The 13,458-nt window shown below is 61.3% G+C and carries 14 protein-coding genes; all 14 read right to left on the bottom strand.

Annotation, left to right across the window (positions count from 1 at the left end; all coding sequences use genetic code 11):
- Positions 1 to 8: 8 nt before the first annotated feature.
- Positions 9 to 1,490 (bottom strand): hypothetical protein, encoded by a 1,482-nt coding sequence (locus msub_RS07410; RefSeq protein WP_048495424.1) that lies wholly within the window; start codon positions 1,488 to 1,490, stop codon positions 9 to 11.
- Positions 1,487 to 1,876 (bottom strand): hypothetical protein, encoded by a 390-nt coding sequence (locus msub_RS07405; protein ID WP_082146431.1) that lies wholly within the window; start codon positions 1,874 to 1,876, stop codon positions 1,487 to 1,489. Before msub_RS07405 ends, msub_RS07410 begins: the two co-directional genes overlap by 4 nt.
- A 2-nt stretch (positions 1,877 to 1,878) precedes the next feature.
- Positions 1,879 to 4,962, bottom strand: coding sequence for a hypothetical protein (locus tag msub_RS07400; RefSeq protein ID WP_048495423.1), 3,084 nt, complete (start codon positions 4,960 to 4,962; stop codon positions 1,879 to 1,881).
- Between the two features lie 75 nt (positions 4,963 to 5,037).
- Complete coding sequence (locus msub_RS07395; RefSeq protein WP_048495422.1) at positions 5,038 to 5,772, bottom strand: phage tail tube protein; 735 nt, start codon at positions 5,770 to 5,772, stop codon at positions 5,038 to 5,040.
- Positions 5,773 to 5,783: 11 nt separating this feature from the next.
- On the bottom strand, positions 5,784 to 6,245 hold the full coding sequence (locus tag msub_RS07390) for a hypothetical protein (RefSeq protein ID WP_048495421.1): 462 nt from the start codon (positions 6,243 to 6,245) through the stop codon (positions 5,784 to 5,786).
- A gap of 2 nt (positions 6,246 to 6,247) precedes the next feature.
- A complete protein-coding gene (locus msub_RS07385; protein WP_048495420.1) occupies positions 6,248 to 6,802 on the bottom strand; it encodes a phage tail protein in 555 nt (184 codons plus the stop codon).
- Complete coding sequence (locus msub_RS07380; protein ID WP_048495419.1) at positions 6,799 to 7,320, bottom strand: head-tail adaptor protein; 522 nt, start codon at positions 7,318 to 7,320, stop codon at positions 6,799 to 6,801. The genes msub_RS07385 and msub_RS07380 overlap by 4 nt, the downstream gene beginning before the upstream one ends.
- Entirely contained in the window at positions 7,320 to 7,847 is a 528-nt protein-coding gene (locus tag msub_RS07375; RefSeq protein WP_048495418.1) for a head-tail connector protein, read from the bottom strand. The genes msub_RS07380 and msub_RS07375 overlap by 1 nt, the downstream gene beginning before the upstream one ends.
- A complete protein-coding gene (locus tag msub_RS07370; RefSeq protein WP_048495417.1) occupies positions 7,844 to 8,032 on the bottom strand; it encodes a hypothetical protein in 189 nt (62 codons plus the stop codon). Before msub_RS07370 ends, msub_RS07375 begins: the two co-directional genes overlap by 4 nt.
- Before the next feature lie 60 nt (positions 8,033 to 8,092).
- Positions 8,093 to 9,328 (bottom strand): phage major capsid protein, encoded by a 1,236-nt coding sequence (locus msub_RS07365; RefSeq protein WP_048495416.1) that lies wholly within the window; start codon positions 9,326 to 9,328, stop codon positions 8,093 to 8,095.
- A gap of 69 nt (positions 9,329 to 9,397) precedes the next feature.
- Positions 9,398 to 10,105, bottom strand: a complete 708-nt coding sequence (locus msub_RS07360; protein WP_053077940.1) for a head maturation protease, ClpP-related — start codon at positions 10,103 to 10,105, stop codon at positions 9,398 to 9,400.
- Positions 10,086 to 11,357, bottom strand: a complete 1,272-nt coding sequence (locus msub_RS07355) for a phage portal protein (RefSeq protein WP_082146430.1) — start codon at positions 11,355 to 11,357, stop codon at positions 10,086 to 10,088. Before msub_RS07355 ends, msub_RS07360 begins: the two co-directional genes overlap by 20 nt.
- Positions 11,357 to 13,057, bottom strand: coding sequence for a terminase large subunit (locus msub_RS07350; protein WP_048495415.1), 1,701 nt, complete (start codon positions 13,055 to 13,057; stop codon positions 11,357 to 11,359). The genes msub_RS07355 and msub_RS07350 overlap by 1 nt, the downstream gene beginning before the upstream one ends.
- A complete protein-coding gene (locus msub_RS07345) occupies positions 13,057 to 13,440 on the bottom strand; it encodes a terminase (protein ID WP_048495414.1) in 384 nt (127 codons plus the stop codon). Before msub_RS07345 ends, msub_RS07350 begins: the two co-directional genes overlap by 1 nt.
- Positions 13,441 to 13,458: the final 18 nt, after the last annotated feature.

The raw sequence follows: 13,458 nt of genomic DNA, 5'->3' as shown, positions 1-13,458 counted from the left end.
GTAACTCCTTAAACGGTTTCGCCGACTTCAAATCGGATGGTGGGGGCGTCCGGGATGGTGGCGCCGGCCTCGATGACCGTGCCCTGCTTCTCACCCCAGGCGATGATGATGTTGGTGCCGGCATCCGGCAGCGCGGCCAGGGTGAAGTTGACGGTGCCGGTGGCGTAGTCGATGGTGCCTGTGCCGTCGCCGGTGAGCTCGCCGGCGCCATAATCCCGCAGCAGATACCAGTTACCCTGCGCCCGGTACTCCACGGTGAGTGTGGCCGGGGAGGCTTTGGGCTCGGTCTGGTGCACCCACGTCAGGCTGCGGGTTTGCTGGTTGACCTCCAGACTGGCCTGCTTGGTCTGCTGGTTGACCACGGCCCCGGGCTGGAAGGTGAGCGTGACCGAATTGAATCGGCTGCCGCCCGAGTAAAACGCCCGGATCTCGCCGTTGATGTAATCGACCGCGCTGTTTTCAGTGTCCAGGTTGTTGCTGCCCCCGGTGTAGACCAGCTTGCCGCCTTGGTCGGTGTACTGGCCGTTACTGCCCGAGATCACCAGAGTGCCCGGGACAATGGCCCGCCCCGTGTAGTAGATGCCAGCGCCGTTGGTGTCGGTGGTTACGTCGTCGGCGCTGACGGTGATGGTGTTGTTGCTGGCCGGCTGGATGATGGCGGCTTGGGCGCCGGCGGCCTGGTCGGTGATGGCGTTCTCGCTCTGGGCGCTGGGCACCAGCGGGGAATAGGTGCTTTGCACGGTGATGACGCGATCGCCCACTGCGGCAGGGGCGGCCAGTGGGGAGGCGCCGAAATACTTGGCGGCGTCGGCCACCTGGGTTTTCAGGATCTTGATGTTGTCCTTGAGGTTGCCGGTCGGGTGCGGGTCGCTGCCATCGAAGTCATATTCCAGCGGCTGGGCCAGTTCGATCACGTAGGTCTTGAGCTGGAAGTTGTAGAAGCCATAGCTGCCACGGTCGATGGTGAACGTCTGCTCCTTGATCTCGACGCCGGTGATGCGGACGTACTGCTCGCTGCCGGCGTCAAGGTCTGTTAGCACATAGATCTGCCCGGGCTCCGGATCCTGCTGGTTATTGGTTCGGGCCAGGGCCTGTATCGCCCGCTGACCTGCAAGCTGCCGTCCCCGCAGCCAGACCGGCGCCTCGTTGCTGGCGACCACGTAGCTCTCGATTCTGTCCTGCGCATCAATCCGGCGGTCGGTGTGGCTCTCGGTGTTGAACAGCAGCACATGGACGTTCGGGTCATCAGGCCGGTCGCTAAGGATGGTGTGCGCGCCCAGTAGGGTGTCCTGGTTGGCGGCGTTCACGAACAGGTACAACTTGCGGAGGTTCACGCGGCCGTATACCCGGTCGATCCGGCTGATATCCGGGAACGTGTTGTTGATCTGGCCGGAGACGACGATCCGCCCGCTCATGCGGCCGCCGCCATCATCCGTATCGGCCATAACCTCGGATTCCGAGAGGACGATCTGGTCGCTGGTGATTGTCATGGGGTGATCTCCATCAGGTTAATGGTGACGGTATAGGGGTGATCGGTGCCGGGGTTGGCCTGCCGGTAAAGCTCCTGTGCCTCGAGGGCCGGGCGACGGAACATAACGCTGAAGGTCCGGCCCCAGAGGGTCAGCGTCAGCACCTGGTTCGGTATTGCGGCCAGCGCATAGAGTTGGAGCAGCTCCGCCCGGGTGAGCACACGGCCATCGCCGGTGGCCAGGGTGATTGGCCTGCCGTCCTGTCGCTCGCCCTCCTGCACAATCAGGCTGCCGGTGGCGCTGTAGTCGGTGCTGTGCTCCACCGGGGTCCAGCCAAACTCGTCTGTCCACTGCATATCGGGTGGCAGGGTGAGGGAGGTGGTGCCATCGCTCAGGGTGATATCCATGGTTATGAGCTCCGTAGACCGGTTTCTTCAAGTACCTGGAGCAGGGCGGACGGGTCGCTGGTCTGCACTTCTGTTTTTGCCCCGCCCGGCCCCTGCAGTACGATGGTCTGGGTAGGTCGTGATTGCACACTGTCCTGCCGGTTGGTGGTTGTACTGGCCGATCGTTCCGCCTTTTGCCGCTGCAACTCTGCCAGCTGTTGCTCCCGGGCTCTGTCTGCTGCGGCCTTTTCCCGGGCGTTCTCCTGTTCCCGACGGTTGCGTTGTTCTACCTGGTAGATCTTCTCCAGGGTGTCTAGGGACTGCTGGTAATCAGCGGCGGCAGCGTCGGCACCGGCTTCCCTAGCTTGCTCCAGTTGCTCCTGCAGGCGCTTGCGTTCCTGTTCAAACTGGATGCGCTGAGCCTCTTCGGTGTCGCCCTGGATGTCCGCCAGTCTCTGGCGCAGACTGCTGAGGGTGCTGTCTGCCGTATCGCTGAGGCTCTGCATCTTCTGCTTGGCGGCATCGATGGCGCTTTGGAGGCCGCTCAGGCGCTGCTGGTCCAGCAGGTTGAATTTGTTGGAGGCGGTTTCACTGAGGCGGGAGAGCTGGCTCATAGAGAGCGAGCCGGAATTGACCTTTTCAGTGAGGTTTTCCAGGGCTACGGCCTGGGCGTAGAACTGTTTTTCCACCTGGGCCGCCGCCAATGCGGTGTCCGCAAACCATGCAGCGAAGCTGTTAGACATCAGCCGGCGTCTGGCGCTGGCCAGTTCCTCCGTCCGTTGAGTGGCGCGCTCGAGGGCTTCGGCGGCGGTTCGTGTCTCACCAACAAACGCGTTGCCGCCGATCTTAATTTCGAACAGGTTGCGGGCAGCAGCTGACAGGGCGGTGACCTGTTCGCGGGCGTTGGAGATAGCCTTGGCAAAGGCTGCGCCCCAAGTTTCCCTGAATTTGTTCCGGGCTTCTTCAGCCTCGGCGGCGGCTTTTTTCGTCTCATCGGCCAGGTCCTTGGTGGACTTGGCGGCCTTGTCGGTCTCGTCGGCGGTTTTCTGCGCGTTGCCAGCAGCGGTTGTTCCTGTTTTATCGGCCTGAGTCTGGACCTCTTTGAGCGCGTCTCTCAGTCCAAGATTCGCGGCCTCAGTCTCGAGAGCTTTTATCTTCGCCGCATCGCCGGTTTCAATGACCGCCTGGGCATAGGCCTGAAAGGCGCTGGACACCTTCTCCTGGGTGGCGGTTCCGCTTTCTGAAATCTGTGCGAACGCATCGCGGGCCGTGGTGGCGGCTTTGTTGAGCTCGGCCTGACTGGTGACGCCCAGCGTTTTGTACGCCTCAGTGAGTTTGTCAGCTGATTCCGTGGCGTTATCGGTTTCCTGCTTTACCGGTTTGATCTTGTCCGGCATTTTTTCCAGCGTGCCCACCCCACGCTTGACGGCTTTCTCCAATTTGTCAGCAGACTTGGCGGCGTCATCAAAGGCCGTAACAACGCCTATCCCGGATTCAATCGCTTTTCGTCCGTATTCGACCGTCTGCTCCGCCAACGCCTGGGTGGTGGCCCTGGCAGCCTCTGCTTTTGCGCGGATGCTGTTGTAAGCCTGATCACTGACCGCTCCAACTTCATTCAGCGCAAATGCGACACCTTGAACGATGCTGAGCACAGTGGCAAAGCTACCCGCAACCCCCGTGGCCCAGCCGGCAACCACCGTCTGCAGGCCACGGAACACCGCCATCGCTCCACTGGCGCCGGACTGAATTGTGTCCCACAGCTTGCCAAAGGCCCGGCCGATGCTGTCGGCATTTTCGATCAGGCTCGTTCCCATCTCCCCAGCCCAGGTAATCAACCGCTTGAACAGCTCGACGAGCTTGTCGGCACCCTCGTTCTGGTTGAACAGCGCGAGCAGCTTGTCACTGGCATCAGCAACCGCGGGAGCCAGCTCAATGCCGATTCGGCGTGTGAGGCCCTGGATCTTGGTGGTGATGGTATTGTAGATGTCGTTGGCGCGGACGAGCTTGTCCAGCTCTTCCTCGGAATAAATCGCGCCAGCCTGCCGGGCTTCGGCGGCAATGGCCTTGAGGCCCGCGGCGTTCTTCTCCAGCAGGGGCTGGAGCTGGCTGGCGTCGCTGGCCAGCATCTCCAGGAGGGCTACCTGCTCGGCTTTCGGCAGGCCCTCAATGGCCTGGGCAAACCGGAGCATCTGGCCTTCTGGCCGCAATCCCTGGAAATCCTCAACGCTGAGATTCAAACGCTCCATTACATCGACGGCTTCGCCCCCGCCGGTAGCCGCAAATTCACCCAGCCGCTCGGTAACACCCCGCAGGATGTCGGTGACCTTTTCACCCGTGAGGCCAACGCGCTCGCCGGCGATCTGCCAGACCTGTAGAGCCTCGCGGTTGACGCCTATGGCGTTTGAGGTGTTGGTCAGGGCGTCTGCCACTGAGGCCTGGCTGCGGGAAAACAGGGTGAGAGTGGCGACGGATGCGCCGATACCAGCCGCCAGTGCTGCCGCACCAGTGATAATGGTTTGCAGGCCTGCACCCAGCTTACTCAGTACCCCGGAGGTTTTGTCGGCCTGATCGCCCAGAGCCTCGGTGCCCTGTGCCGCCTCTTTCGCGGCCGCCTCCTGCCGGTTGAGCTGGGTGTTGACGGCGGTAAGGTCAGAGCGCAACCGCATGGCGGATTGCTGCACGTCGTCCTGGGATTGGTCGAGGTTCTCCAGGTTAACGCCGGCGGCCTTCAGTTGAGGGCTGAGCTTGTCCAGTTCTTGCCTGTTCCGGGCCCAGGCAATTTTGGAGTCTTCGGCTGCTTTCTCGGCTTGCTGCAACTCCCGAGCCATAGCCTTTGTTGGCTTCTCAGTCGCTTCAAAACCTGCTTTCAGCTGTTCCAGTTCGTATTCAGCATCCTGCCAGTTGGCCTTCAATCGCTCGGTTTCTTGTCCGAGACGCCGGAACTGAGAAATATTTCGTTCGGTATTGGTGAGCTTTTCCAGAGCCGCGCTCAGTTCGGTACTGCGTTCCTGCAGCTTGCTGACACTTTCAGACGCGGATTCCGTGGCCGGGGAAATCAGATCCTTGCCTTTGAGGACCAGGTTAATGATCGAGTCTTTCAGCGCCATCGGGTTGTCCTGGGGTGGTCAATGCGGGGAGGGAGATCAGGCGGGGCCGGTCGGCCCCACCTGGTTGGTGATGGTTCAGGCAGTCGCAGCGGCCCGGCTGAAGAACTTGGATTTGCCAGCAGCCTGGATGGTCTCATCGGCCAGTACTTCACCTTCGATGCTGAAGGTCGCGAAGCTGTCAGAGATCAGGCCAAGGCCATTGGTTGGGGAGGGCTTCCAGCGGTGCACCTTAACCGTCACCGGCTTGCCGGTAGCGTCGTTGATACCATCCAGCACCACTCGAACTTCCGAGCCGGATTCCACCAGGGCTTCCAGAACGTTGGTGCCTTTGTTGTCGTAATCCACGTGAAGCACTTCACCGTCGGTAATCGAGCCGGTACTCAGAATCTTGAGGCCGGCGGCCGTTACTTCGTAGTCCGTGCCCTGAACGTAGGTGGTGGTGTCGGTTTCATCCTTGACGGTGACGGTGGTTGCCGGATCGGTCATATCGATCATCTTGGCCGTTTCGGCCAGGCCACCGGCAACGGCCGTGACGTTCTCCGCAACCACGGAGCCTGCGGCAACCACATCCACAACACCACGAAGAGCAAGCGCCAGGTTGGCGTTGCTGAAGTTTGCCAGCTCCATGGAGAGGGCGACGGAGGTGATATTCGTAACGGAGGCAAAGTTGCCGCCACCGCCCCGGTAATTACGCTGCGATTGGGTTTCCTGTTCGATCGCGAAGTTCACGTTCGAGCAGTTGCCTACGTCGCGGCCGTTGATGTAGACGATACCGGAGCCGATATACGCCTCGTTGATTTGCTCAGCCATAGTTCGATCCTCTATTTCGTGGGGTCGGTGAGATGTTCTGTCCAGTCAATGGCGAGCAGGACAGAGACAGAACAGGAACGGGAGCCGTCATCGGGCGGATCGATCACGCGCCCCAGGTATGAAACCCTGACGATCAGCCCGGGATTGCTGCGATTTTCGAGCGCCGGAAACAAAGACTTCTTGATGTCTGCCAGCAGCAGATGCGCATCATCGAGCGGGTTTACCGGATCAGCCTGAACCCAACCTTCGATGGTCACGTTCAAGCGGTTTTGTACCTGCTCAATGCCAACGGTTTTGACGACTTCTTCCTCTCCCTCGTGAATGATCAGAAGGGGAAATGTCTCCTGGTTGCTGATGCGCTTCCGGCCTCGGCTGATTCGGGTGCCTGCATCGGTGCTGTAGTCGGGCGTATTTATCTGCTCAAGCGCTGACTGCAGGTGCTTGATCACCCTCAGTGATTTGGGGTCGGCCATGGTCAGGCTCTCCGGTTGATCTGCTCTTCGAGCTTTTCTTCAAATATTTCCGCCAGGCGCGCTGAGTATCGATCCAGTCGACCGTCGTCCCGCACATGCTTGAAAGCAGCAGCCACGCTGACGCCGTGAGCCAGAACAGGGCGCCGCCGGCGGCCTTTTGATGTGATCGTTTTCAAAGGCAGGGGCCGTTCGGATTCGGGGTTGATGAACCCGGCCGCAACTTTCCAGCCCCCAAACCAGCGAATAAGAATCCGGGCCCGGGTCGGATGGCCGGCAGGTTCGGGTCGCCAGGTGTATTCGGTAATGGGCAAGCCCTGGCTGTCCGGGATTATCCGAGCTTCGCCGGCTGCGCCCTTGGCGCGACTGACTCGAATTCGGCCTCTAACCAGCTTCTTTTTCAGCCCGGTACCGGCGCTAATGTCATTGACGAAGCCGCGCTTGAATTCCGAGGCGGCGGCGTTGAGGGCGTTCTTCTGGGCCCGCTCGGTCTCTTTATCAAATGCACCCAGCAGGCTGGCCAGGCGATCAGCGCCTTGGGTCTGGAGGGTGTAGCTCATGAGGTGTACGCCACGATCAGACCGTTGTCGCCATCCTCGGCCAGGCCGGTGAGCGGGTACTCCACACCATCGACAATGATTTTGTCTCCCGGGTGCCAGGGCGCGGGTCGGTCAATGCTCGGAATCTCGAGCCGGTACCGGTGCTGCATCAGTTGGCCGTCCAGCCCGACATAGGGGGTGCTGGTGGCGACGAACACGCGGGCCGTAGTCTCGGTGGTGTTGGCCTGTCGGTACACCCCGGGCCGGCCGAGCAGGCGGGTGCAGCTCAGGTGTATGTCCTGCTTTTTGACCAGGCGGTCGGCCATGCCGTCGATGACGTACAGCTGGCCGCCGCCCTCGAGGAGCATGCCAGGCCGGAGCGTGTAATGAGGTCGCACCAGTATCTTGGTTTGGCCGCTCTCTCTGAGGCTGGTCTGCTCGCTTACATCGAGAGGCGGGCGCACGTCCGCCCAGAGCTTGCCGATCTCGGTACCGGCATCTAGCACACGGAGGCGGGACGACATGAGGCCGGCGCGCATCAGGCAATCCTCAGTATTCGGTAGGGCTGGATCAGGAAGTCCACGGCCATGGGAAGAGTGGCCACGATGGTTCCGACCACAACCGCCTCACGATTCTCGTAGAGATTACCGATCAACAGCAGGGCGGCCCGCTTGAGATCCTCAGGCAGTTCCTGCATCCCTACCTGCACCTTGATGGTAATGGCCTGGGGGCGCTGTTTCGCCTCCGGCCAGGTCTCGTTTGGATAGGGTGTCAGGGTTGCAGGGATAGTCCGCAGATCCAGCGAGTACCCCGGCAGGGTTTGCTGCACGCCGTCTGCGTCAAAATAGGTGATCTCGTTGATCGCCTGCACGGGCCACCACGGAAGCCGGACCGGCTGTTCCCACCGGTCGAGGATCAGGGTCTCTTCCCGGTCCCGGAATGCTCGCCCGGTCTGGTGCTCCAGGCTGAGGATGGCTGCGCTGATCAACGACTCGATCAACGCATCCTCTTCAACAAATTCCGGCTCAATCCGCAGGTGGGATTTTGCTTCCTGCAGGGTGATCATTCGATGGGCTCACCGTCGTCCTTGGTCTTCTCGGGCGCTTTCGGAGCCGGGGCGTTGGTGTCCACGATGCCTTCCGCTTCCAGCTCTTTCAACTGGCCCTCGGGCAGTTCAACGTAATCGCCGCAGTTCAGGCCCAGCGGATGGTAGTCCACCAGTACGAGCGCTTTTTTCTTGGCCGTTGCCATGGTTGTCTCCTCGGGTAATCAATGGGTCAGGGAGAGGGGGAGGCCGGAGCCTCCCCCTCATTAGGTAGCGGAGTTCTGGTACGCCTTCACCGCACCGCCAACGTCCATCAGGTTGCCGCCGGAGCGCATGAACGCGAGGAAGCCCACCTGGCCTTTCTCCGTGTACTTGGAGTCGGTCATCCGGAACAGCATGAACTGCATCACATCGCGGATGATGTAGCGGCTCATGTCACCGTAGAGGATGGATTTCACGCCAGCGGCCATCTGCGGGATGTGCTGATTCACCACGTACCGCTCGCCGTCGATGGTGTCGGGCTCACCCATGGCAATGCCGGGCACCCACAGCGGGCGGTCCTGCGTGTCCTTGAGCTTCTTGATCGCCTTCAGGGTCTGGTCGTGGAAAGCCCAGGCGGCGTTCATCCGGTAAGCCGGGTCGACGCTGTGCTTGAGATCCAGAAGATCATCGTAGGTGACCGTGGTGGTCTGGCCAGTGGCGGCAATCTTGCCCGCGCCGGAGGCGGTCACGATGCCCATGGGCTGGCCGGTACCAGAACCGTTGGTGAACAGGCGGTTGGTGATGCGGCCCAGGCGCTGCTGCAGGCGCTCACGGATGTGCGCTTCCAGGTCGATCTCGCTGTCCTGCAGCAGCTCGAACGGAACCGCAATGGACTTGGAACTGAACTTGAAGGTGTCCAGCACCTTGGTTCCGAAGGTGGCATCCTGCTGCGCGACGGCAGCGTTCTCGCCGACGATCTCGCCCTCTTCCGAGGTTGCGTCTGTGGTCGGCCAGTCCATGCCCGCGCCGGAGGCGGTCTGGATGATGGTGGCCACTTCGCGCATGCCGCCGTATTGCTTCAGCGCCTGCAGCATGCTGGCGGCGAATTCGCGCGGCACCAGGTACCCACCCTCGGAGCCGGTGCCGGTGGACATGGCGTTGCGCACTTCCCGGGCTTTGGCCAACACGTGGTTACGCTGCTCATCGTCCAGGGCGTTGATGCCACCGCGCATGTAGGTCAGGAAGATGTCCTTTTCCTTGTTGGCGATGTGGTTCGCTTCGTCGGTGGAGATCCCGCGCTCTTCGGCCCGGTCCTGGATGGACTGGCGGTTGGAGGCTTCGATATCCAGCTGCTTCTGGTGCCGGTCGATCTGGGAGTCGAGCTGGTCGATCTCGTTTACCAGGTTGTCGTAACGCTCGTTGTGTTCCGCCTTCCAGTCGTCGGGCTTAACCTCATCGAGCAGCTTGCGGGCGTTAGCCGCCAGGTCAGTGCGCTTCTCGCGCAGTGCTTGGATGGACATAGGTTGTTCTCCTCTGGTCCCATAAAAAAACCGCCCGAAGGCGGCTGTGAAGGTGCTTAGCGGTGCCCGCTAAACTCCAAGTAGGTTCAGGCGGCGCTCAAGGTGGGCGCGGGCCGCCAGTTGGTCGGGTTCAGGTTCGGGGATTTCGGGGGCCTTTTCGTAGGCTGAGAGGTCGAAGCGCCGCATGTTCTGGGCCGCACTGCCCTTGGACACCTCGTCGATCTCATCGATAAAGCCCCGGTCTTTCGCTTCCTGCGCGCTCATCCAGGTTTCCTCTGCCATCCATTGCAGGATGTCGGTGTCGCTCTGGCCGGTGCGCGCCACGAGCGTTCGGACAATGCTTTCGTCCACCTGGTCCAGCAAGCCGGCGACGGATCGCATGTCGTCGGCGTTGCCCATGGTGATCGTCCAGCCCTTGTGGATCATGTAAAAGCCGCCATCTGTCATGCGGATCTCATCGGCAGCGGCAGTTATGAACGTGGCCGCGCTGGCTGCCACGCCATCGATGTGGGCGATGACCCTGGCGGGGTGCTGGGCCAGCGCTGTCTGAATGGCCCGCGCTGCGAATACGTCACCACCCGGGCTGTTGATGCGGAGGTGAATGGTGCTGGCTGTAATGTCCGCCAGCTCCCTGGCCACCATCTCGGCAGAGATGCCCCACATGTCGTCGATCACATCGTAGAGATACAGGGTGGCTTCTTCGCCCATGTTCTTGACGCGGAAGTCGCGCTTCTCCTGGACGTTATCCCGGATCAGGTTAAGCAGTTGGTTCTTCATTGTTCGTGGCTCCCGTAAGCGGGCGGTAAATGTCGTCCCCACCGGCTACCGGCGAGAGGTTCTCAAGCTTGCGGATCTCGTTGACGGTCATGTAGCCCGGCAGCTGGTTGCCGCCCAGGGCAATCTGGTAAGCCTCGTTGCGGGCTTTCGTGTCACCCCGAAGCAGTCCGGACACGTTGAATTCCACGTAGTGCGTGCCCGCACTGAACAGCTTGCGGTTCACTTCCTGCTCGATGCGGGTGAGGTGAGGGCGCAGGGTGTAGACCACAAAGCCGATGGACTGCTGCTCGATGCCCGTGCCCCAGCTTGTGGAGCCGGAGGTTTCGCCGATCATGTGCGGCGGTACCCCGAAGATCCGCGCAATGTCGTTTACCTGGAAGCGCCGGGTTTCGATCAGCTGGGCGTCTTCAGCGGAGATGGTGATCTCCTTGAACTCACCGCCATCAGGGAGCACGGCCGGCAGGTGGCTATTGCTCAGGCCCTGGTGTTTCTCAAACCAGTAATCCCGGATGATCTTGGCCTGCTCGTCGTTGAGCTTCTTGCCCTCGGGAAACTTGATGTAACCCCGGGGCGTGGCGTCGTTACTGAAGAACCGGCCGCTGTACTCGTCTGCAGCGAGGGCGGTGCCGATGCTGTTCTGGCCAACGGAACGGATCACGCTGATCCCTTTCTTGCCGTCCCAGCCAACACCGGCCACATGCAGGATGTCGTCCTGGTCATAGGCCGCCCACTTGCCATCGTCGAACAGCACCAGGTAGATGAGACGCCCGCCTTTCTCCTGCACCTCAACCTGGCTGGGTTTCAGCAGGGTCAGGGTGGTGGGCTCGCCGCCGCGGGTGCGGCCGATCAGGCTGTAACTGTTGCCCGCCAGCAGCAGGTGGGTGACCACCGTTTCCCAGAACACAACGGCGGATACAACCGGGTTTGGCTGCATGTGCAGCACGCGGTAAAGCCGGTGCTTGACATCCTTCTCACGGCCTTCAGCGGTGCGCCGGTAGATCTGCAGCGGCAGGCTACCCAGGGCCCCGGCAATCAACCGAACGCAGGCATAGACCGCAGACACTCGCATGGCCGTGGTCTCATCCACCCGCACCCCGGCCGGGCCAACGTTGGCACGGAACATGTCCTGCAGGGATTCCCAGCCAGCGGACCAGTTCTGGGTCTCGTTCTTGATGGACTGCAGATCATGCTTGGCGTTCTCGAGCTCGGCCTCGAGGCGCTCCATGTTCTGCTTCCGGTTGAAAAATCGCATCAAAGTAGGCCTATGAAAGATGTGTCCACGTATTCGTCCTCTTTCTCGGTACGAATCGCCCGGCTGATCGCCATGATGGCGCCGACAATGCCATCGATTTTGTTGTCGGCCCGCTCCTTGTTGGGGTAGATGTTGTCCTTGGCATCGATCTTGGCCACCACGTTGGATGCCATCCAGGTGAGAACCGGGCAGTTGCCGTGTGCCAGCTTCTTCTCAAGCACCAGCTTCTCCAGTTCCTTCATGGGCTCGCTGATGTTCTGGACGGTCTGCCGGACTTCAACCATGGTGAGCCCTTCGGCCTCCATCTCCTGTGCCAGCTGGGTGGCCTGCCATGGGTCATAGGCCACCTGCTCAAGATCGAACCGCCCGGCGAACTCTCGGAGGTCGTCCTTGATGACTTCGTAATCGATCACCTCGCCGTCCGTCAGTGACATCAGGCCCAGGGCGTTGAACTCCATGTACCGGCTGGAGTTGCTGTCTACGTGCTCAAGCACCCGCGCTTCGGGCAGGTAGTAGCGCCCGTGCAGATGCCAGTTCGGGTCACCCTCCGCCGGCGGGAACAGCAGCAAGGTGGCGGCCACGTCAATCTTGCTGGCCAGGTCCAGGCCGATAATGCAGCGCCGGCCTTCCAGCTCACTGAGCGTTTTGCGCTCCGGTTGCTGCTGCCACTTGATCATGTTCATCCAGGCTTCCTTGGCACCCACCCACTGGTTCAGGTGTTTGGTTCGGAATGTGGCCTGCTTGGCGGTGGACTGCATGGCCTCGCGTTGCCGCGCTTCCAGGAAGTCACCGCTGATCGAGACGCCGTAATTCGGGTTGGCCTTTTTCAGGACCTCTTCGCTTGTCCAGTCGTCGCCTTCGTCGATGGTGTAGAGCATCGCCCAGAGGTCGTCCCGCTGGATGGAGCCCTCGAGCATGCGCTCACAATCGCGGATCAGCTGGTGGCAGGGGCCGCCAATACTGGAGCCGGCCGTGGTGATCACCAGCATCAACGGTTGCTCCCGGGCGCCCATGCCGGTTTCCATGGTGTCGAAGAGCGTGCTGTCGTTGTGCTCGTGGTACTCATCCACAATCGCGCAGCTGGGCGAGGAGCCGTCGCCAGGTTTGCCGATCACCGGTTCAAACCGGCTGCCGTCCTCCATCCGGATCATGCTCGAGGCATTCACATCGATCCCGAAGTGCTCCCGGAGCGGTGGCGTTCGCTCGGCCATCAGCTTGGCCGGCCGGAATACCTCCCAGGCCTGCTTCTCGGTGGTGGCACCGGAGTAGATCTCTGCGCCGAACTCGCCATCCGCGGAGAACATGTACAGCCCCAGGCCGCCGCCGATGATCGACTTGCCGTTCTTTCTGGGCACGAAGACGGTGATCGTCCGGTACCGGCGGGTTCGGTCCTTCTTGCGGATCCACCCGAATGGGACGCACACCGCGAACAGCTGCCAGGGTTCGAGCTTGATGGTCTGCCGCTTGCTGGCCCACTTGCCCTTGGTGTGGGGCAGCAGCTGTAGGAACTTGGCGACCTTCTCCGCCAGGGCCGGGTCGAACTTATAGGGATAGTCCCGTTTCCGGCTGGCTCGCTTGTCTGCCAGGTGCCGCTTGCAGGCCAGGCGGATCCACTTGCAGGCGACAATCTTGCCGGCGATGACGGCCCGGGCGTAGTCCTCGGCCTGCTTGACCAGCAGGTACTGTTTTTTGGCAGCCATTACAGCTCAGCAAACGGGTTGCCCTGGGGTTTCTTCTGGGCCGGACCCGCGACTTTGGCCCGGTCTGCCGGGGTCATGCCCATCTTCCCGAGCAGTGCCTCGAGCCGCACCAGCTTTGCCGCCGGAAATTCCAATGGTTCGAGCCGGAATTGCGCCAGAAGGATGCAGCAAATCTCAAGGCTGAACCGGTCAGACTCAGTGATCACCCCTTTGGGTGCGGCCTTCACGATGTCCTTCCAGATAGCCTTCTGGACTTCGGTGAGATGCTCCGGCGGGGCCTTCAGTTTCCCGGAAACCTCCGGGTCCTGGCGGGCGCGCTGGGGATCTTTCTTGAACGCGCCTTTCATTTCCAGGACGTTGGTCGGGGTTCTTGGCCGGGCCATTTCAAAACCTTGATTTTG

The organism is Marinobacter subterrani, assembly GCF_001045555.1.
In the GTDB taxonomy this organism is placed as follows: domain Bacteria; phylum Pseudomonadota; class Gammaproteobacteria; order Pseudomonadales; family Oleiphilaceae; genus Marinobacter; species Marinobacter subterrani.
The sequence above is the reverse complement of the archived record's forward strand: the minus strand, read 5'-3'. Positions and strand labels throughout refer to the sequence as shown.

Coding starts and splice junctions, on each gene's coding strand:
- msub_RS07370 (WP_048495417.1), bottom strand. CDS start 8,032: ATGGCAACGGCCAAGAAAAAAGCGCTCGTACTGGTGGACTACCATCCG.
- msub_RS07365 (WP_048495416.1), bottom strand. CDS start 9,328: ATGTCCATCCAAGCACTGCGCGAGAAGCGCACTGACCTGGCGGCTAAC.
- msub_RS07350 (WP_048495415.1), bottom strand. CDS start 13,057: ATGGCTGCCAAAAAACAGTACCTGCTGGTCAAGCAGGCCGAGGACTAC.
- msub_RS07375 (WP_048495418.1), bottom strand. CDS start 7,847: ATGATCACCCTGCAGGAAGCAAAATCCCACCTGCGGATTGAGCCGGAA.
- msub_RS07410 (WP_048495424.1), bottom strand. CDS start 1,490: ATGACAATCACCAGCGACCAGATCGTCCTCTCGGAATCCGAGGTTATG.
- msub_RS07390 (WP_048495421.1), bottom strand. CDS start 6,245: ATGGCCGACCCCAAATCACTGAGGGTGATCAAGCACCTGCAGTCAGCG.
- msub_RS07400 (WP_048495423.1), bottom strand. CDS start 4,962: ATGGCGCTGAAAGACTCGATCATTAACCTGGTCCTCAAAGGCAAGGAT.
- msub_RS07385 (WP_048495420.1), bottom strand. CDS start 6,802: ATGAGCTACACCCTCCAGACCCAAGGCGCTGATCGCCTGGCCAGCCTG.
- msub_RS07345 (WP_048495414.1), bottom strand. CDS start 13,440: ATGGCCCGGCCAAGAACCCCGACCAACGTCCTGGAAATGAAAGGCGCG.
- msub_RS07355 (WP_082146430.1), bottom strand. CDS start 11,357: ATGCGATTTTTCAACCGGAAGCAGAACATGGAGCGCCTCGAGGCCGAG.
- msub_RS07380 (WP_048495419.1), bottom strand. CDS start 7,320: ATGCGCGCCGGCCTCATGTCGTCCCGCCTCCGTGTGCTAGATGCCGGT.
- msub_RS07360 (WP_053077940.1), bottom strand. CDS start 10,105: ATGAAGAACCAACTGCTTAACCTGATCCGGGATAACGTCCAGGAGAAG.
- msub_RS07405 (WP_082146431.1), bottom strand. CDS start 1,876: ATGGATATCACCCTGAGCGATGGCACCACCTCCCTCACCCTGCCACCC.
- msub_RS07395 (WP_048495422.1), bottom strand. CDS start 5,772: ATGGCTGAGCAAATCAACGAGGCGTATATCGGCTCCGGTATCGTCTAC.